We start from the raw sequence: 21502 nt of genomic DNA, 5'->3' as shown, positions 1-21502 counted from the left end.
GTTAAAATCTGCTATTCAGGAGTTCAAAGAGGACAGGATTATGAAGAATTTATCTGAAAGGACGATCCAAACCTATGGCTCGGTCATGAAGGAATTTCAAAGCTTTTGTGCATTGCAAGAGGTATTGAATGTTACAGATGTAACTTTAAATACAGTTAGAAAGTACATGATCTACCTACAACAAGAGAGGAATAACAATCCGACTTCAAGGAATAGCAAACTCCATGTCATAAAGGTTTTCTTCAAGCATTTATTTATTGAAATCATTGAAGCCATGACTGGATTCTCATTTTTATTGTCCATGCTATGCAAACCTTCCTATTCCTTAATTGTCTACTTTTTACCAATAATTTTCCGTGCTGAATTATGTGATGCTTTGTGAAAGATATTTTGGTTCTTCTGATCGCCAATGTATCGGATTTTAACGTTAAGGTCATCTGGTAATGACTCCAATAAACCAATTATTTCAGTAATCACTTCTCGCATATAAGCCTTTTTCCCCGCTCCCGCATAAATGAAATCTTCAATAACCTGACTATCTGAGAGTATGATTATTGACGTAGGACTACTTGCGAATTTCGTGTATTCCATTAATATCATTGGCAAAGTTTCTACAGCATATTTTACTGCTAAAAACTCTGCACACATTGTCTTGTTTATATACTGTGTGTATATTTTCTTGGACTCAATTATGGTCTTGCCACAACCAACTAACGGGCTGATAATCCGATAAGAGGGTGTCCAAGAAAAACAGAACAGTCACAGTATACAGTCACTTCATTTTGATTATGGAGTATTTGCTTTAGTTCCTCCAAACGATCATCGGATTTTTTCGATAATGGATACTTGAATTGTTAGAGATGGATGAATCTACTTCGAATAACATATCATCCTTTCGGAGTCAAACCATCTGGATAAAGATTATTCAAGACCTTTTCTATTTGCTCAATTGCCTTTAGTTCTCGACCATTAATGTATAACTCACCGCATTTTCAGCATTGTCCTCTCGAACAACTAAGGATACTTCATATTCAGCACTTGTAATCGATCTAAGCGTTGTTTTAATCAATGACGAGTATCTGTTTTCTAAATTATTGGGAGTGTGCAACTGAATTAAAGGATGCTTGGATGCAAACCGCATAGAGTCCCCATAAATTTGCTGGTTCCTATAGATGACCTTCTTGCGTTCAATCACATCAATTGCTCCAACATTTTTCAAATGAGATTATATAGACTCACCTGGTTTTATCTCATATAATGTCATATTGAATATATATAAAGTGAATGCTATACTCAAACAAGGGAATTATAGGTAATATTTGCTTAATTCCTCTTAATTGCCCCTATATATATTTAATGTGAAATTAAATGGCCTATGGATGGATGGATGGATGGAGGTGAGTAACATTAGGCATCAGGTACGTACACTCTTTAATAAGAGGGGCTACAATATTTTGTAAACGCTTTCTAGTAACCGGTGGTCTGCATTCTTATGGAAAAACGGCGGGGAGTACTTCACTCCGGATATGAAGCAAGCGATGTTCAACTCACCCAAGGGTGTAGAAGCTTTGCAGCTGTGGGTCGACCTGGTACAGAAGCATAAGGTAGCTCCATCGCACCACCTCCGACAGAAAACTATTCCAAGGTCGGAACGACGATTTCCAAGGCGATCGTGAAGGCTTGTACGGTAACGTAACGCCGCAGCAAGCTTTGGACGAGGCAGCGCAGGAAGCGAATAAGCTGTTGCAAAAATAATTGGAAAGCTAATTGGGGGCATCCGGTGTGAAAGCGAAAAAAGTGATTCGTTTTTTTGAATGGGTGATGAATTTAGCCTTATTAAACTTCGTTTGGATTATGTTCAGTTTACCCTTGGTGACGGTATTTGCCTCAAGCGGAAGCTTGATCCAGACCATCCAAATGTACCGGAAGGAGAAGGACAGGGAAGGTCTTCTCCCCTTCTTCTGGAGATCATTTGTGAAGCAGCTCTTTCCCGCCACTTGCCTTGGAATCGTGATGCTTTTTTTGCTGCTGATTGTTGCCTCCAATTTCTTGTTTGCATACAACGTTGCGGCGAATACATGGCTGTATACCGCTCTGTTCGCTTGGTCCCTGTTTCTCAGCACATTATACGTGTCTACACTGTTGTTTGTATTTCCGGTCTGGGTCTCATGCGGACTTGGTGTGGTCCAGACCTTGAAACAATCGTTGGCATACAGTCTACGGCGGCTGCCGCAGGCACTTTTGATGAGTGCTGGATTTTGATCTGGATGTGAGGGAGGTGCTACAAATGTTATCTTGTTTTCAGGTTCACTTACTACAAAATTCAATCTTCGGGCATCGAAGCAGGGGCAAAAAGTGATTCACAACAAATGATAACGAAAAGGAGTTGAGGTTATGAGGAAAATGTTTTTGTGGAAACAAATAGCAAGATTACTTGTTATAACCAACATAGTGGCCATGTGTTCGATATATGATCCAATAAATAACAATACGGTGTTAGCAGCGGACGATTATTCACAAATCGAATCTTTCGAAGCTGCTTCTATTCCGTCGTCGTGGGCGACTGAGAGTGGCGGATCTATCGCATTGTCTAGCAGACATTATAAACATGGTCAAAAGTCCTTAGCTTGGACATGGAATAACAATTCCAAACTGAGAGATGTAAAGCCAATTAATCTTGCCGAATCCAATATAAAAAATGGTGGAATGAAAATATGGATATACAATGAAACGCCGATTAACGATCAAGTTACTTTCAATTTTGGAACCATTTCCGAAATCAATAGCGGTGTATATCATCACACTTTCAAAGCGAATTTGAACTTTAAGGGCTGGAGGGCTCTTTGGATCAAGTTCAGAGAGGAAGGAAAAAATCCTGCTTACACGAAAAGTTTAAGTAATGTTTTGGAAGTTATGCAAATTGTTCCTCCAAGTTCTACCCCTTCGGGAACCCTATATTTTGATAACATAGAGTTTTCACCCCAATTGATAAAAGCAAGAACAGCCGACTATCAGATGCCAAAGCCGGGCATCGATGTAGGAGTGAGTACTTGGGATAATTTATATTATTACAGTCTGCAACAGCCGACAATACCTCTTGAGCCAACCATAACCCAAACTCAGATAGATTCCTTCAACACCATAGCGGATAAATATAATAAGTGGGTATTTGGTGATGCTCTCAATTATGCAGGCTTGACCGCAGGTCCGCTCAAGACAAGATATGATGCTGTGCAGACCTTCATCTCCGAAGGGCTGGAAGCTTATAACAATCTGAACATAACAAGACATTTTGACGGAACGATCACAGGAAGTGCACTCTACGCAAGTAGAGATCCCCATTTGTTGAAATTCGGTGAAGATGTAAGTAAGACAGTGCTGCTATCGCTTGTTTTTGACTATAAAATAAATGGGAATATCGCAAGTAAGCAAAAGGTTATCGATGTACTGGATTATATGAATGACCAGGGATGGGCATTCGGGAGTGCTTTAGGAACTCAAGATCATGAAACTAATAAGAATAATGGCTATTTTCATACGATATTTCTGATGAGAGACGAACTCAAAGCAGCCGGAATTTTTGATAGAGAAATGAGAACATGCTTTTGGTACGATAACTTTGGCAAAACATTTGACAATTCTACTTACGTCGAAACTACAGCCGACGAATATCGCACTTTATTCATGTACAACTTGTTATATGTACTTGGAATGGATAATACGCCAACTAAGGTACAGTACATGAAGGGACTACTTGGCATGTACGAGCAAGCCCTCGGCACCATCGCTCCCGGATATGCAGATGTTATTAAGCCCGACGGTACATTGTTCCATCATAGAGCTGCCTATATGAATGCCTATGGACCTGACGCAATCCATTTTGCATCCCTCGTTGCCTATTTACTTGGAGGGACATCTTTCTCGTTATCTGACGCTTCATATAATAACATTAAGAAAGCATTGCTAACCGAAGAAATCATATCCAACAAATATGATATGGCTATTGGCGCGACGGGAAGAATTCCCGACAAATCTAATGGAATTGTGAGTATTCTACCCGCATATGCCTATCTGGCTCTTGCCAACAATCCAGTTGATAGTGAATTGGCTGCTACGTTTATGAGATTATGGGACTCGCAATCGAGCCTACTGAATACTCAGTTGTTCTCTTTCGCAGATAGTTATGGGGTAGCCTATAAGGATACCATGGGAGGACTTCAGCTGGCTGTTAATTTTGCAAATATGGGGTATAGCCCAAAAGCAAACCCGCAGGGATTTTGGGTAAAGCCCTATGCAGCCTTAGCGGTTAACAGAATCAATGATATTATGATAGGTATTAAAGGATGGAGCCGTTATTCATGGGATTATGAAGCATCCAAAAAATTTAATCCGGAATCAACGGAAACATTGTCAGAAAATGTTTATGGAAGATATCAAAGTTACGGAAATATGCAAATCATCACAAGCAATGGCATTCTTGAAAGCGGAATCAATACTGGCGCAGGCTGGGATTGGAGTCGCTGGCCTGGAACAACGGTGAAGCACTTGACATTGGATGAACTTCAGTTTACTGAAACTTCACAGCATCGATCCTTTAACGATAGCACATTTGTAGGAGGAGCATCACTGCAGAATAAACATGGCGTCTTTGCCATGGATCTGCATGATACTGTATTTGACACCAGCTTTAGAGCCAAAAAATCGGTATTTTTCTTTGGTGATAAAATTATTTCTCTAGGTTCGGACATCGTTAATACAGATACCGGCCATCAAACGGAAACGGTATTATTTCAGACCTACATGCCTACCAGTACAATGCCATTGTATTTAAATTCCACCAATGCAATAACTAGTGCCAGCTACAATAACGTTCTAAACGGTACTACTCCGGCTTGGATAGTAGATCCATATGGTAACGGATACGTACTGCCGAATCCATCGGGGACAGTGATTAGCAGAGGAGTGCAAATTTCAAAGAATAGTGGAGGCAGTGAGGACACTTCCGGTTCATACTCAACTGCATATATCAACCATGGATCTGCACCGTCATCAGTTGGATATGAATATGCGATCAAAGCAGGCGCAGGGGCTCAAGGAACGGCTGACTTTGCAGCACACCCACGGTATACTGTATTGCAGAAGAATAGCAACGCCCATATCGTACAAAACACAGTTCCCGGACAGAATATCACCGGATACGCCATATTTAATAGCAACGTACCGATAACACAAGGAATTTTGCAAAACAGTACTGCTCCCGCGATGGTCATGATACAGGATGTCAGCAGCTCGGAGTTAGCATTAAGTATGTCTGACCCTGATCTTAGGCTTCCACAATATACTGACAGTTCTAAAATAAATGCTGATGATATCATAACGCCTAGCGTAATGAATAAAGTGACTTTAAAGCTACAGGGCGCATGGGAATTAAAAAAACCGAGCACGGAGGCCAGGGTGAAAAGTGTTACTTCGACTACAACGACGATAGAATTTGATTGTGTCGACGGGAAGACAATCGATATTGGACTTGTCCAATCGACAACTCAATCGGTAACAATTGCGGTAACCTTCGAGAGTCAAGGAGGCAGCGGGATAGCGCCGTTCCAAGCAAACGCAGGAGTTTTGATAACAGCACCGACAGCACCGACGAAGGCAGGTTATAGCTTCGCAGGATGGTACAAAGAAGAGAGCTTAACGAATGCATGGAAGTTTGATATGGATAGAGTACCTTCCACAGGTGTCACTCTGTATGCGAAGTGGCTGAGCAACAACGTGCTGCTGTCCAGCTTGACAGTTGACCAAGGAATGTTATCGCCAACATTTACTTCATCGAATATGATTTACACGGTAGACGTGGCTAATGCCGTGTCAAGTATCAATCTTTCCTTAATCAAAAACGATCCAAAAGCAACACTCACGGTTACGGGTGCCGTATACAGTTCTGTAACCAACAATGTGTATACCTATAGCGCAGCAAACTTAATTGTAGGGACTAACCCGATTCAGATTATGGTAACTGCGGAGGATGGTACGATTAATCTGTATGATCTCACAGTGAATCGCGCAGCAGAAGCAAGCGGCAACGCAGACTTGAGCGGGTTGACACTATCAAGCGGTACGCTAAGTCCGGCATTCGCATCGGGGACCACCACGTACACGTCCAGTGTGGCAAGTGGCGTGTCAAGTCTTGCTATAATGGCAAGTGTATATGACAGTCATGCTACGATGACCGTTAACGGAATTTCGACAGCAAGCGGTCAAGCGAGTGGAGCCATTAGCTTGAACGTGGGTAGTAACCCTATCACCATCGTAGTGACGGCACAGAATGGCACAACGAAGGTCTATGCAGTTAACGTGAATCGCGCAGCAGAAGCAAGCGGCAACGCAGACTTGAGCGGGTTGACACTATCGAGCGGTACGCTAAGTCCGGCATTCGCATCCGGGATCACGGCGTACTCGTCCAGTGTGGCAAGTGGCGTGTCAAGTCTTGTTGTAACGGCAAGTATGTATGACAGTCATGCCACAATGACCGTAAACGGGATTTCGACAGCAAGCGGTCAAGCGAGCGGGGCCATTAGCCTTAATATAGGTAGTAACCCCATCACCATCGTAGTGACGGCACAGAATGGCACAACGAAGACCTATGTGATTACTGTGAATCGTGTGGGGTCCAGCACTAGAGGTTCAACACCCTTAAGCGACAACACCGTTACCACCGGGGATGGTAAATTAACACTTCCCTCAGGTAAGACAGGTAATGTTAGTTTGGGAGATGCGGTTGTGGTCGTTATTCCGGCAGATGCTACAGACAAAGAATTGAAAATAACGATAGACAAAGTGCTGGAAACTCAAAATCTGCTAACGAATACAGACGTTTTAGCCAGCCAGGTATACGAGATTTTGAAGAATTTTCCGGAGAACTTCAGCAAACCAGTCACGCTGACCCTTGCTTTCGATCCGGCAAGCTTGAAGAGCAACCAAATGGTAGCTGTATTCTACTATGATGAAGTGAAGAAGGCATGGGTGGAAGTCAGGGGCGGTAAGGTTAACGGATCAACCATAACCGTAGAGGTTGATCACTTTACGAAATTTGCGGTATTCGTTGTGAGTGAAGCTTCATCGATAGGCACGCAAGCGACGATCAGCTTTACCGATATTGCTGGACATTGGGCAGAAACGAACATCAAGCAAGCAGCAAGTGGAGGAATCGTCAGTGGTTATACGGATGGATCGTTTAAGCCGAATCACACTGTGACACGTGCGGAATTTGCTGTGATGCTGATGAACACGTTGAAGCCGCAAGGGGAAGGAAAGACGCTGACCTTCACAGATACTGCGAAGATTGGAGCTTGGGCACAGAAAGCAGTCGCGCAAGCCGTACAAGCAGGTATTATTCAAGGGTATGAAGACAATGCGTTCCGGCCAGATGCAGAAGTTACACGTGCCGAAATGGCCGTGATGATCGCGAAAGCACTCAATCTAAAGGCGGAATCGATTACTGAAGGCGGCTTTGCCGACGAAAAGGACATTCCGATGTGGGCGAGAGGCGCAGTGGCTGCAATTAAGAAGCCGAGCATTATAGAAGGTAAAGACTCTAACCGATTCGATCCGAATGGGAAGACATTAAGGGCAGAAGCTGCAACGGTATTGCTGAAAATGAGGGTACAAAAAAGCAACTAAGCGGTTACTGTGTCGAGATCGGGAGCATGGACTATGGTTTTGAGATGGGCTTTCCACTCCTGTGAATTGTGGATTTACCAAGCCACGGCTCGTCTCCATAAAGACAAGAACCACCATCCAATGGGATGGTGGTTTTTTATGCACTTTTATGAGAATGCCTCCTAATCGGCCCCAGATATTCTTCCAAATATGGTATGATTATTCATAGTCTTAATTTCATCTGCTAGGTTTGCTGATATTTAAAGGAGAATAGCTGAAATGTTATGGAAAACTATAGTTGCTTCCGTTCGTTCGTCCCCTTTTTTTATATCCGTTATCGTATTTGGAGTGTTAATCGACCTTTTATTCCGCTACCTTTCCTCTCTAAGCTATAAATATTTAATTGATAAAGCACTGCTGCCCCGTGATATAGAGGCTCTGGCGATAATTGTCGGGATATTGGTTGCCATAGGACTGCTGAATGTAATTACCGGAATTTCCAGTGATTACGCCAAAGCTCGACTAGGTGCCAAGTTGTTGTTCGACTATCGGATTGCACTGTTTCGGCACATGCAGGCCCAGTCTCACCGATTTTATGAGCGCTTCCAAGTCGGAGACCTTCTGGCCAGATATTCCGACGATATCCCGGAGATCCAGGCGGCCGTGCTTCAGGCGCTCGGCGCGGGATTGCTATCCGTCTCTAGTGTCGCTATTGGTCTAGGCATCCTGTTTACGATGGAGTGGAAGCTTACTCTGTTAGCGTTCGGCGGTTCAATCCTACTATTCGTCCCTTACCGGATGTTGAAGTCCCGTTCGCTTGCTTTGGCTGATACGTACTATGTGCATCTTGGGAAGTTCAATGGATCAGTTGACGAGAATATGAAGGCGTATCGGGTTATCCGGGTGTTCGATTTGCGCCAAAGCATGCTTGCGAAAGTAGAAGGCATTCTTCGAACGATGGCATCTGTCGGCGTCAAAAGAAATTTTGTCGATGCTAATTTGAACCGTCTGCCATTGCTTGGTGTTTCGATTTTGACGGCAATCATTCTTGCGTACGGCAGCTATTTGACATTCGACGGAAGGCTGACGGTTGGAGAATTTATCGCCTATAACTCAGTTTTTGCTACCGTAGGCCAGTCCATGTATGGTATTGCTACTATACTGCCCTATTTCTTGGCGGCGAAAACAAGTCTTCAGCGCTTGCATCAGGTGATGGAGTGGAAGCCCGAAGTGACGGAGCGGGGAGACAAGGAACTGCCCACGGTCCATTCCCATATCGAACTGCGCGATGTCACCTTTGCCTATGTGCCTGGCGAGCCGATACTACAGCATTTTGATCTGAGCATTCCCTTAAGTGGCTATACATCTATCGTTGGTACAAGCGGCTCGGGAAAAAGCACGGTGCTGCAGCTGATGCTGCGATTCGCCGATCCGGAAAGCGGAGCGGTTAAGTATGATGGTCAAGATATTCGAGAAGCCCGGTATGCTTCACTGCTAGGGCAGGTGGGCATCGTGTTTCAGGATTCGATTTTATTCCACGGTTCGATCCGTGACAATATTTCGATAGGTAAGCTGGATGCCACGGATGAAGAGATCGAGGAAGCCGCTCGGGCGGCTGGGATTCACGAAACTATCGCTACATTTCAGGATGGCTATCATACCATTGTCCGTAATCATGGCGATAATTTGTCCGGCGGCCAACGGCAAAGGATAGCGCTTGCCCGCGCGCTTCTGCGGAAACCCAATATTTTGTTCCTGGACGAGGCGACTTCGGCGCTTGATCCGGATACCGAGCAATCCGTCAACGAAACGATTCTGTCACTCAGCCGCAGCAAAACGATTATTTCTGTGACGCATCGCTTGGCTTATGCGGCGATGTCCGATCGTATCATCGTCCTCGATAAAGGGAAGGTAACCGAATCAGGACCGCACGAGCAATTGCTGGAACATAATGGATTATATCGCCGAATGTGGGAAAAGCAGAAGGGCTTTGTGTTGTCCAGGGGAGGAGGCAGTGCGCAGGTGCAAGCGGAACGTTTGAGTGGGCTCCCCTTTTTCCAAGGGATCGAACAAGGGGCGCTGGATCAAATATCCCGGCTTTTTGTTGCCGAAAAATTCGAAGCGGGAACGACCGTTTTCGAGCAAGGGGATCAAGGGGACACATTTTATTTGATTGCAAGAGGGAGGGTTGAGATTGTCAAATCCTCAGATTCGGGAGAACGCAGCAGGGTAGCAGTACTGGAAGATGGCGATCATTTTGGCGAAATTGCGCTTATGCAGCATATTCCGAGAACGGCCAGCGTCGTTACATTAACGCCATGCTTGCTGCTGTCGCTATCGTACGACCACTTCCACCCGCTTATGATGAATTATTCATCCATTCGGGAAGCGCTCGAAGCCACATTAAAAACGAGAATGTAAAGGAGAGAGGATTAATGCTGCAATGGATTGTCGCCGAATCGGAAAAAGCGGCAGAGGACGGAGTCCGATTCTTGTGCCGATACGCTGAAGATCTTGGCGTTCCCTACAAATGGAGTACCGTCCTGCAATCGATCTATACGGCCATTTACGATAAAGGCTTCATGGTTGGCTTGGATCGCTCCGGTCAGGTACGGGGGGGGCTCGCATACACGTACGGCTACGGGGAAGACGGTAGCGAAGATCGAACCCGAATCGAAGTGCAGCTTATTTACCTCGAGGCTGGTTTTCGTGGCGGGAAGGCATTATTAGAAGCTATAGCGGCCTTGGTTGAGCGTGAACTCGAACTGTTTGATTTGATCGGCAAGATTGAGATTTATTGCACGCCGACTGACGGCCATCGCAGGCTGTTGGGCAAATTTGCAACACTCTGCAGTACGGAGATGTATCCGTGCGGCATGCTAAGCCTATACGTCACGACACCCGAGAGGCTGAGTCAGTATGTCATCCGGTACACCTCACGGAATAAGCAGGAAAACTCGGCTCATCTCCGCTGAAAAAACCGGCATCGGCTGCCGGCCTTGTTTACTTACTGTCTTGGGTTAGCTGGTCCACGAGGGTTTTTGATCTCACCGTTTTGGACTCCCGGATCTCCCATGTTGTTCACCTCCTGTATACATTTAATGATAAGATACTTCATGGAATAGTAAGAAATCAACCCTATTATTTGATAATGTTAATTAATTTACAAATTGAGGTGAATACCTTGTTCCGCATCGAACTATGCTCTAATACGCGGCAATGGAGCCGATTTACAGATTTTTATATCGAACACCGGGCTTCCATCTTCCCACGTTATCCGGTGAGCCTTGTGCTTAGAGACGTCATCAATTATATGAAACAAGGCAGAGGCGCCATCATCGTGAATGAACGGGACGAGGTGGTTGGCATAGGAAGCTTTGTGCTCGGATTGGCGGAAGACGAATTTCAGCAAAAGGACATTGCGGTGCTCGGTAACAGCTGCTTTGAGGTAGAGTATCGGAATACGCGGATGTTTATACGTGGATTGCAGGTGTTAGCTGAGCAAATCCGTGATGCGAATCCCGATGTGAAAGAAGTAAGAATTCCAACGTCGGCGGAAAATGCATACACAAATCGCCTGTATCAAAAGTTCGCGGCCAAGCTACATTCTTACGAATCAGGTTACGGCAAAATTACCATCTATTCGACATCGGTTCATGATTATGAACAGTTCTGCAATCGTTTTCAATGAGGTTCAAAGTGTGCGTATTCATCTCCAATTTCCAGACTGCTCATTTGTTCTGAATTCCTGCAGACAGCAAATTGACAAATAATCATTTATCATGATGGGATGAAGACGGATTTTTAGTAATAAATGAGTTTAGCTTATCCATGCATTAAGTTGCCTCACAGTGAGTCGGTCTGTCACTGGCATCAGTACGACGCATACTATTCAGAAGTGGTGAACAGTTCATTTGGCTTGTCATGTCTTCGAGATACTGAAAGCTCGGGGGCAAGTTGGGGAGAAAATTACCAGACACCAAGGCTTCAGTACTACTTCTTTTGTGAGAGTTTCTGACTCCGATGCGATGCTTATTAACGAGATAAAGATAAGCTCAGAACATACCTTAGATAACATGCGACTCGTGCAAAATTTACGCAACCTCCCCAAACAACCTCAACATCACGCGGCGACGAATTGTGGATTTGCCACACCACGGCTCGTCTCCATATGTTAAACAATATGGAGCTTAAAGAAAACTTCTACATGCTTTTCGTAGATGATGACCTTTTCCAACATAGCTGCCGAGGAACTTCTTGATTTCAGGAAGATCACGGTTTGCGAGATGGGTCCCGAATTGAGAAAGCAGTTGTTTCAGAGATTCCTCTGTGATGGCTGCTTTTTCGTTTTGCGATCGGACCTCCATCAGCTTCTGCTCAAGGCCGAACTTCTGCTTTTCCAATTCCTCCAGCTTATCGATCAGTGTGGCGATGGTGTTGACGATGTTTATGGTTTGCCGTTCAATGCCCTCCAAGCTCTTTTCCAGCCGCTCCTTCGCTTCTTTGATGCCCGTTTCCTTGGACCGATGAAAATCATTTAGCTGCTTTGCGAGCAAGGGAATTGCCTCGTCATTGAAGATTTTCTCCTGCAGCTGGGACAAGACGTAGCTTTCGATGTACTCACCGGCGCAGCTCCGGATTCTTGCATTCCTTCGTTCGATCCCGGTTTCCGCAGCGGTACGTGACATACTTTAGTTTGCTGCGCCCGCTGAATTTTCGACGGGACCCGATTTTGGCGGATGCTCTTTTAGTTGTAACCAAAGGTGTCCTTATAGTGTATTTCGAACAAATTGCCCCGTTATACAGGCTGTATTACAAAGTTGTGAGCTAATGATTATATCTTTTATACTATGAAAGCGCTTTAATAGTAACCGTATAGCATCCAAATAAATATGAGAGGGGAATTAAGAGAGGGGATATGGGGAAATGATACAATCTTTCCCGCAGTACAGGAAAGAGGTAAGGCAAATGCATAAAGCGAACAATTTTAACAGCAGGAGGAAATGAAAATGAAGAAGAAGGCTAATATTATTTGCAGCTTCATGCTCTCACTGGCTCTGCTGGTTGGTTTATTTCCGGCAATGCCTGTTCATGCGGCGGGTAGCTATTCCGGGGCGCCGCAAAACTTATCCGTACCTCCATTAGCATTTGACGAATCAAAAATTGTACTTACCTGGGAAAAGCCGGACGACTATTATGAAAGTACAGTAAAAATCGTGGACTATGAGGTATTCCGGGATGGAAGCAGGCTCGGTCTTGCAAGCGATAATTTTAAAGAGAATTATTCATATGTTAATGCGTATAAGGACGCATTTTACGGTAAATTGAGCACGCAGCATCATCAGATCAGTATCCTTTCCTTTACGGCGACCGGTCTAGCACCCAAGACGAATTATGAATTTAAGGTGCGGGCCGTATACGCCGACCATTCGACGTCTGCTTTTAGTGCGCCGCGTATCTTTTCAACCGCTTCTACACCTATCGTAATAGATGCCGCCGGCCATGGCGCAACCTATATTACCGATCAGTCCGGCAGCTATACCACTCGGCGCGCAAACAATAATGCAACGGTTATAAAAGAAATCGCAGACAACACGGCTACGATTCAGGCTGCGATCGACGCTACCCCTGTGGGGGGCAAGGTTGTATTGAAGGGAAGCGGAAACAATGCGGCGCCGCGGTATTATACAAGCGGATCATTGTTTCTGCACAGCAATATGACCTTCGAAATTGAAGAAGGGGCTGTGCTGCTCGGCTCTCCTGTTTTTGACCATTATCCGCGCAGCCTTTTGGTCTACCCTTATTCACAGGATATCCGGACATATGGCCTGCTGAATGCTGTATCCTGGGACAATGGCTCCTTGGAGAACATCCGCATCGTCGGCAAGGGTGCAATTGACGGCAACGGATGGAAGAAAACCACTGGAAGCGGCTTACAGAATAAAACGGCGGTGGATCCATCTCCAGGCTTCGATGATCCTACCGGAAATGGTTGGAGTTTGCCGAACTACCAGGGAGGTAGCAACACCACTGTTGATAATAATAGCGCATCTGATTCCGCCGCGGTAAGAGGTATCCTCGCGGCTGATGCGATGTGGCAGTCGCGTCAGGATCAAACACCGAATGCCGGTGCCTCGCAATTCTACAATGCCCGCCCCAACCTGACGGTAGCGCGCGGCGTGCATGGCCTGTATTACGAGGGGCTGACCTTCTATAATCCAGCATTCCACGGAATCGTCAACTATCAGTCCGAGCAGATTGCTGTGAACGGCGTTGTTACGATGATGTTCGACGCCAACAACGGCGACGGTGTCGAGTTTGGCGACTGCCTTGATCTTACGGTCATGAACAGCTTTTGGGATACCGGCGACGACGCCATCAACTTTGCAGCTGGTCAGGGCACGGTCGTACGCAATTTGACTGACAAAGTGGCAAGCGGAGAGGGACGCGTTTTCAATAACTTTGTGCGCAACGGCCATGGCGGCCTGTTGGCGATGGGCAGCCATACTGGAGGCTGGATCGGTGATCTGGTCGCGGAAGAAAACGTCTATAATACGAGCGAAGCAGGAAGTAATGGCGTCTTGCGTATGAAATCCGGTGCTACCACCGGCGGCGGTATACGCAATATTGTCGTGCGTGACAATGCGGCTAATTATATGCTCGGTGGAAACAGTACGATTGTGATTGACACATCCTACAGCGACGCCAACTCCAGCACAGCCTTCGGCCCGGAAAGCGAGCAGCCGCTGACTTTCGAAAACGTTCAGGTGCGCAACATGACGGTGTCGAACTCTATCGTACCGCTGATTAACAACACAACCACATACGGCAGCTCCGCCTATGCTAAAAGCCCGGTGCTGCGCAATTTCACGTTCGAGGATATCAAGATCCTATCTTATTCAGGAGCAAGTGGTGGTACGATTGCGATAAATGGCTTGTCGGATGTTACCTTCCGCAACATTACAGGTCTTCAAAAAGCCATTACCACCACTAACAGCAAAAACGTCACGATCGAGAATTCCGTTGGGACCACAAACCGGAAGCCGGATGTGCTGAATGGGAGTGGCGCACTCAGCGTGACGGCCAATACTTATAATGTCACTTTAAATTGGTCTGCCATCAATAATGCGACGCAGTACGTCGTGTTGGTTGATATGCTGGATGGCCATGGCTATCAGCAAAAAAAGATTGTAATGAGTACGGGGGCGGGTTCGGAATCCACGGAAATCGCGTTGCGCCCGAGCACTTCTTACAAAGTTGCGGTCCGACCGGAGACGGTAGGTGCAAACGCTTCCTATGGCAAACTGCTGGAGACGACGGTAACTACGGGTGCTGCAACGCTTGGTGCATCTACGATCTCGACTGCATCGCCGGATTTTAAAGTTAAAGCTGCAAACATTACGGGCATTTCCTGGCAGGATTTCGCTTGGAATGCCGTTACCGATGCTGTCTACGGCGTGCATTATTACGAGTTAACGGCAACGCCGAAAAATCCAAAATATGCTACCAAAATATACAAAGCCTATTTTGAAAGCTCCAGCCGTCAAGGTTACTCGCTGTGGGGGCTGGATGATGGCGTGACCTATGATGTCACGATGAAAGCCGTCAACTGGATTGGACAGAAAGGGACTCAGTGGGGTCCGGTTATAATCACTACCGTTCCCGGCACCTTAATGCAGATTCCGACGTGGGCTCCCGGCAGCAAGCTTACCGTTAGCGGAAGCAGGTGGATTGGGGAAGATATGATCATCACATGGAACGAAAAAGACGTAACTGATTATTCCAATGGTGATACCGCACGATTTGCCGGCTACCGCATTTTGATTAACGGCGTGCCTGTGGACGGTGGAGCGACTCAAGCAAACGCGAAACCAACCGTTAAACCGGGTCAAAATACTTATGTGCTTTCCACTGCCGGACTTCTTCCCAATGTTCCTTATACAATCTCGGTGGAAGCGGGAAGCGAGATTCTGAAATACGCGTCCGGCGCAGGCGGACTTGGCGGCTCCACAGGCTTTACCGGTACAAAAAATACCGATCTTCCTCGGAACCAGGTGACCTTTGGAAAATGGACCGGGCACGGGCCGAGCGTAACACACTCATTTTTATCGGGGCCAGCCTCTGATGCCAGTGTTACAAATGTAACTGTCGCTGGAGTAACGGCCACCGTTTCTGGTAGCGATAATACTGTCTACAACGGAGTACTTCCGTACGATAAAGTATTAGCGAACCTTACAGCCTCTGATATCGTTGTAACTACCACTGATGTTAATACAACTGTAGGCACTGCCACGACAAGCGATGGAGGTAAAACCTGGAAAGTAGTAGTAACCGCAGAAGACAATGCAACTAAAGTAACCTATACCATCAACGTAACGGTAGGAGCATCTCCTAATGCATCCTTAAGTACACTGAGTCTAAGCGGCATTACCTTAAGCCCGGCAGTGAGCAGTAACGTATATGCCTATACGGCGACTGTACCCAACGAAGTTTCTGTTACCACAGCTGCTTATGCAGCAGTCGATAGCCATGCTACGGTTGCATTGCTGCTAAATGGATCTCCGGTGAAAAACCCTATTAGTCTGAATGTAGGCTCGAATATGATTAGCGTTGTTGTTACTGCACAGGATGGAACTACAACTAAAACGTATACGGTAACTGTTACACGGTCTGCCCCTGCAATTCCAATAGTTCCAATAGCTCCAACCGGACTCACTGTTGTGGCAGGGGATGGACAAGCACTCTTAAACTGGAACGGTGTTTCAGAAGCAACAAGCTATAAGGTGTATAAAGGAACAGCAACAGGTATTTACGATGCTGCACCTGTAGCGATTGTAAGCAAAGGCACTTCTTCCAACGTAACAGGGTTAACCAATGGCACTACTTATTATTTCACGGTGAGGGCAAGCAACGAATCAGGAGATAGTCCCTATGCAGCAGAAGTCAGTGGAACTCCTATGAAGGCTCCGGTCACAGCCCCAAGCCTGACTAGTTTGGCCTTAACACCACCGACGTTCTATCTGCAAGCAGGATCATCCGCAACAATGGCAGCCACAGCAACCTATTCGGATAACAGCACGCGTGAGGTTACGGATGAACTGATTTGGACCTTCAGCACTTCCGGTGTGGCATCCATCAGCAAGGGTGTGGTTAGCGCAATGGGCGTGGGAACTACGGTTGCTACCGCAACTTATGGTAATCAAACAGCACAGCTGAATATTACAGTAGTAACCTATCGCTCGTCATCCCGTGGAAGAGGGAGCAGTCCTACAACTGGAACGACTCCTACGACCACAACAACACCGGATAATCCGACACCTGCACCACTAACAAAGCCAGAACCTAGTCCGTTTGTGTCCTCCGTGGTAACCAGTGTTGAAAAGCTAATATCCAAGATCAAAGAAACATTGGAAGCCAACAAGGATGCAAAAGTTACGTTTACCGATACTTCATCTCACTGGGGCGCAAAAGATATTGCGATGGCATCGCGCCTTCACATTATTGAAGGATATCTTGATGGAAGCTTCAAGCCGAATGCTTCCGTAACTCGTGCGGAATTTAGTGTCATGATTACAAGAGCGTTTGGTTTGACGGCTGCTTCTGACTCGAACAAAACGTCGTTCCGTGACATCGATAAAGATAACTGGGCAAAATCGTATATCGAGATTTTAACTTCCAGCGGGATTGTTAATGGCTACGAAGACGGGACCTTTCAACCGAACAAAAATATTTCGCGTGCTGAGATGCTGACGATTATTTCTCGCATTCTGAATCTTAAAGAATTGAGCAAGAATGGATCTGTGAGTTTATTTGCGGATGTTAATAGCGGGTACTGGGCGAAAGAAACCATTGAGAAAGCGATAGGCGCAGGTATTATTCAAGGTGTAAGCACGGATACGTTTGCACCTGATCATAATGCTACTCGTGCAGAGGCATTAACGCTTATCATCCGATCGTTGAAGACAGATACAATAATTAACGAACTTTTGAAATAGAATAATATCTCTTCGTTTCCCAACACTGCAGCCAATGGTTGCAGTGTTTTTTGCAGATCTGGTATTATGATGGTCAGCATTTGAGTTCAGACGCTATGATGGATATAATTTGCAGATTTTCGTACACGGACTGATAAGAAGGGCCGGGGATGCTTTCCGAAAAATAATATACGCTATCCAAGATGCGGCCAAGCGCATTCAAGAGGTGTCTGCGGCCTCTGAAGAGATGTCGGCTAGTTCGCAGCAGGTAACCGCATCGCTGCATAATATGAAGAGCATAGCCTATGCTGCATTTTCCAATACAGAGAGTGTGGCCGCAGCATCAGAGGAACAACTAGCTACCATGGAAGAAATCCCTTCAGCAGTAAATGCTTTGAACTGCTTGAAGTAACCTATCGGTTTAAAAACTGAAAAGGAGCTTTGCCACTTGATGTGGCAGGCTCCTTTAGTGTTTACACAAGGTATTGCAGTTGAAGCGAAATAGCTATGTAGCCGTCTAACCTTGACCATCTGAAAGTACCTAATTGTTGATAGCTATCTTTTTACAGCAGTAATACTCTACATCGATAAAATATTTTATTTTGCGTTCTTATCTGGCTGATGAATACCAAAAGTATTTCCTTCGGTATCCATATAATATCCCTGCCACGCCATGCCAGGCAGAGCATATTTGGGCAATGCAACCTTGCCTCCATAATTAATAATTTTTGCTTCGGTAGAATCGTAATTTTCTACTCCCATTGTACATGCAAAACCATTCAAGGCATGGCCTGGTTCCGGGGAAGCACCTTGTCGTTGCATCAAAGCTCCGTTAATTCCAAGCTCATTTGCATCGCCAGTAACAGCCCCAAAGTAAGGCATTCCAGCATAATCGCTCCAATCTTCAAATGTCCATCCAAATACCTCTCCATAAAACTTCTTGGCACGCTCCATGTCGTCTACATGAATTTCGAAATGAACTAATCTGCCCATGTTTTCCTCCTCATTTTGCTTAAGTGTTTTATAATATTTTCTTCTTATACTTTTGATTTTCCTTCATCATTATTGTAATAAATATAGAAGTTTATTCAATTTTTCGTAGAATATTGAGAGCGTTAAATGTATAGTAAATTAACAATCATTCTAAATGAGTGTAACTGTTAATTTCTAACGAAGAACTATCAAGGTTAGGCAAGTTATTAATGTTAGAGGTCGCTTAAGCTACTTCCTCAAACGACTCAGCATCACGTGGCGGTGGATTGGTGATTTGACATACAAAGGTTCGTCTCCATAAAGGCAAAAAATAAAATCTTGATCCCCTCACAAGAAACGAAGTGTTGGAGTTCTTGGAATTCAAAGGAACACGCATAACATTAGATTAAAAGCCGCGGAAAATTATTTTCTGTTGGCTTTTTTTGCTGAATAGCTGTTTTTTGACCTTGCATTAAGTGGTATTGTCTTTGGTATTTATTTTAGTGTATGGTAAGGTTAATTTGGATAGCAATATAACATATTAGGCAAAGGGGCCGGACTAGTGAAAGCTTTTGTACAAGTTTTATTCAACGATAAATTCCGTTCCCTTTTTTATCGACTCTCTGCAGCTCTAATTCTGCTCATGTTGCTGATTGTTGTTGCTATATACTTATTTAGTAATGGCTACAACAGCCTTCTACAAAAAACACAATTGGAAAAGCTCAACGCGCGTACAGAATCGCTTTTTAGAACTTACTATGATAGCCTATTTCAAGATATCGATAATCGAACCGTTCAGTTATCAAACAATACTAAACTCATCCGCGCCATAAACAGTATTGATCCGGAAAGTGCCGGAGCACTTCAAAACATTCTTCACGAGAGCACTGATTTTTGTTGCATCCAGTATTTAGAAATATATACCAGGAATGGAGCGATAAGGTATACTCATGGTGAAATTAGAGATATTCCCCTATTAAGCGATGCTGAATGGCAGTCTGAAACTGACAAGATAAAAGGGAGCAGCAACTGGGAGGTTGCCCGTACAACCGTTGACGGATCAATACCGAGCATTATTCTGCTCCGCGGGATACCCAATATTGCAGTACAACCGCTTGGTGTTATCAAGGTGATGCTTAACAGCCAGTCGCTATTTATTAATCCATACCACATAAAAGGGAGCGAACGGATGTGGGTAGTATCACCAAATAAACAGTTGTTCAATTTGAAAACGGGGACTCCCGATACAGTCCCTATTGCAGACAAGCTTGTGCCAAAGTTGAAGAACACGTTTTTCCAAGGGTTACTAGATGATAAAAGCTACTTTTTTTATTATTCTCCTTCGGGTATTCCAGGATGGAGCTATCTAAATGCCGTTGATAGTGCAGCTTTATCGGGTAGCCTCTATGTTAGATTGGCGATAATCACTGCATTTGCTCTGATGTTTCTACTGCTGATCATTTACATGTTCTTGATGATTCGAAATATATTCAGTAAGCTGCATACGATACAGGAGGTAGTCGGAGCCGATGGGGAAGAAGAGGGTAGAAACGGCTCGAATGCTTCTTTGAATGTTCTAGTCAACAGTATCGCAGCCTTAAAGGAGCATCGTGAAAACATCGAAACAATGTACCGCAAAAACATCCCGATTTTGAAGCAAGCACTGTGTTATCGGTTACTTCATCAAGACCAGGGGGAGTGGCCGGAAATCCGAGAGCAAATGGTTCAAATCGGTATTAAATTCCCCACACCGATGTTCGCGATTATGTTGTTTCGTATCGACAGGTATTTTGATTTTCTGCAAAATTATAGCAGATCTGACCAGAGCTTGTTCAGGTTTTTCATCTACAAGATGGCGGAGGAGTTGGGTGAGCAATCGTTTAAAGTTCTACTATGGAACTCCGAGAGCCAGGATATCGTCATGCTCTGCAATTCAAAAACGCCTATTACTGAGGAAGAGTTTAAAGCGAAGCTCGAATCTGTAACAGATACTATTCTTGTACACGTTCATCAGTATCTGAAAATTACTGTTACCGCTGCAATAAGCAGACCCGTTTTAAATATAAAGCATATTCCGGACGCTTGGAACTTGGTAACTGGCTGTATTGAACGAAAATGGTACAATGGCGGCACTCATGTGTTGAAGGACTGGGAGATGACTGGGGAGACTCCGGTCATGTTCGGTTTTTTGGAGTCGGCACGCAAAAGGAGGGCACAGCTTCTACTGGCTGTAAAAAGTGGCGATTTGCAATTGATTCATATTGAGATGGATACGATGCAGTCTTTTCTGGAGTCTTTGGAAGGTTATCCTATGATGGTCATTCAACAAATACTAAATGATTTATTTATGTCTGTCATTTTTACCCTTTTGGAGATGGGAGTGAAGCTGCAGATTGACAGCGTTTTCACAGAAATGCATCTTGAGATGCAGCGAAGAGAAAGCATTCGCGATGCAATAGACTGGTTTAGAGAACGTCTGGACCGATGGATAGAAGGAACCGATAAGCAACGAACCGAGGGAACGAATTTAATCCCTCATATTCTAGAGTATATCCACGCGAACTATAACCGTGAAATCTCGCTAGGTGGGATTTCCGACGAACTCGGATTGGACATCGCATATTTGAGCCGCCAGTTCAAGAAGGGCACCGGCAAAAACTTTATGGATTACCTAATCAATCTTCGCATTGAGCGAGCCAAACAAATGCTGCTTAGTTTATCGGGGACGGTCCAGCAAATCGCCGAAAATGTGGGTTATGTTAATTCACAAAGCTTTATCCGTATATTTAAAAAGCATGTTGGAGTCACGCCAGGTCAATACCGGGAGATGCAGTCTGTGGAACAAGAGAAAAGACTGGATGCAAGCAAGTTGTACTAAGCCTTAAAAGCATCAAAAA

At 44.9% G+C, this 21502-nt stretch carries 12 protein-coding genes; 9 read left to right on the top strand and 3 right to left on the bottom strand.

The features are described from left to right. On the top strand, window positions 1–382 hold a 382-nt coding region (locus GC093_RS11260), incomplete at its 5' end, for a phage integrase N-terminal SAM-like domain-containing protein (RefSeq protein WP_216624581.1). Window positions 383–955: 573 nt separating this feature from the next. Here GC093_RS11260 and GC093_RS11255 read toward each other — a convergent pair. After that, window positions 956–1195: a hypothetical protein gene (locus GC093_RS11255; protein ID WP_216624580.1), complete on the bottom strand. Its 240-nt coding sequence runs from the start codon at window positions 1193–1195 to the stop codon at window positions 956–958. A 587-nt stretch (window positions 1196–1782) separates the two neighbouring features. Between GC093_RS11255 and GC093_RS11250 the strand changes: the two genes are divergently transcribed. The 5 genes from GC093_RS11250 (at window position 1783) to GC093_RS11230 (ending at window position 11350) form a co-directional block, all read left to right on the top strand. Continuing rightward, complete coding sequence (locus GC093_RS11250; protein ID WP_171651950.1) at window positions 1783–2262, top strand: DUF624 domain-containing protein; 480 nt, start codon at window positions 1783–1785, stop codon at window positions 2260–2262. A 132-nt stretch (window positions 2263–2394) separates the two neighbouring features. Further along, on the top strand, window positions 2395–7680 hold the full coding sequence (locus GC093_RS11245; RefSeq protein ID WP_171651949.1) for a chondroitinase family polysaccharide lyase: 5286 nt from the start codon (window positions 2395–2397) through the stop codon (window positions 7678–7680). A 258-nt stretch (window positions 7681–7938) separates the two neighbouring features. Continuing rightward, complete coding sequence (locus GC093_RS11240) at window positions 7939–10080, top strand: ABC transporter transmembrane domain-containing protein (RefSeq protein WP_171651948.1); 2142 nt, start codon at window positions 7939–7941, stop codon at window positions 10078–10080. Window positions 10081–10094: 14 nt separating this feature from the next. Next, on the top strand, window positions 10095–10634 hold the full coding sequence (locus tag GC093_RS11235) for a hypothetical protein (protein ID WP_171651947.1): 540 nt from the start codon (window positions 10095–10097) through the stop codon (window positions 10632–10634). A 176-nt stretch (window positions 10635–10810) separates the two neighbouring features. After that, window positions 10811–11350 carry a hypothetical protein gene (locus GC093_RS11230; RefSeq protein ID WP_171651946.1) on the top strand — a complete coding sequence of 180 codons (540 nt, stop codon included), beginning with the start codon at window positions 10811–10813 and terminating at the stop codon, window positions 11348–11350. Between the two features lie 499 nt (window positions 11351–11849). Here GC093_RS11230 and GC093_RS11225 read toward each other — a convergent pair whose 3' ends face one another. Next, on the bottom strand, window positions 11850–12347 hold the full coding sequence (locus GC093_RS11225) for a hypothetical protein (protein ID WP_171651945.1): 498 nt from the start codon (window positions 12345–12347) through the stop codon (window positions 11850–11852). A 321-nt stretch (window positions 12348–12668) separates the two neighbouring features. Here GC093_RS11225 and GC093_RS11220 point away from each other — a divergent pair, with 321 nt between their 5' ends. Next, window positions 12669–17654, top strand: coding sequence for an S-layer homology domain-containing protein (locus GC093_RS11220; protein ID WP_171651944.1), 4986 nt, complete (start codon window positions 12669–12671; stop codon window positions 17652–17654). Window positions 17655–17880: 226 nt separating this feature from the next. Then, window positions 17881–18045: a hypothetical protein gene (locus tag GC093_RS35480; RefSeq protein ID WP_216624579.1), complete on the top strand. Its 165-nt coding sequence runs from the start codon at window positions 17881–17883 to the stop codon at window positions 18043–18045. 185 nt (window positions 18046–18230) lie between these two features. Here GC093_RS35480 and GC093_RS11210 read toward each other — a convergent pair whose 3' ends face one another. After that, the gene (locus GC093_RS11210; protein ID WP_171651942.1) at window positions 18231–18626 is read right to left on the bottom strand and encodes a VOC family protein; all 396 of its coding nucleotides are present in this window, start codon (window positions 18624–18626) and stop codon (window positions 18231–18233) included. A gap of 541 nt (window positions 18627–19167) precedes the next feature. Between GC093_RS11210 and GC093_RS36625 the strand changes: the two genes are divergently transcribed. Beyond that, complete coding sequence (locus GC093_RS36625) at window positions 19168–21483, top strand: helix-turn-helix domain-containing protein (RefSeq protein WP_171651941.1); 2316 nt, start codon at window positions 19168–19170, stop codon at window positions 21481–21483. Window positions 21484–21502 lie beyond the last annotated feature (19 nt).

The sequence above is a fragment of the Paenibacillus foliorum genome (assembly GCF_013141765.1).
Taxonomy (GTDB): Bacteria; Bacillota; Bacilli; order Paenibacillales; family NBRC-103111; genus Paenibacillus_S; species Paenibacillus_S foliorum.
This window is presented reverse-complemented; position numbering and strand designations above follow the sequence as displayed.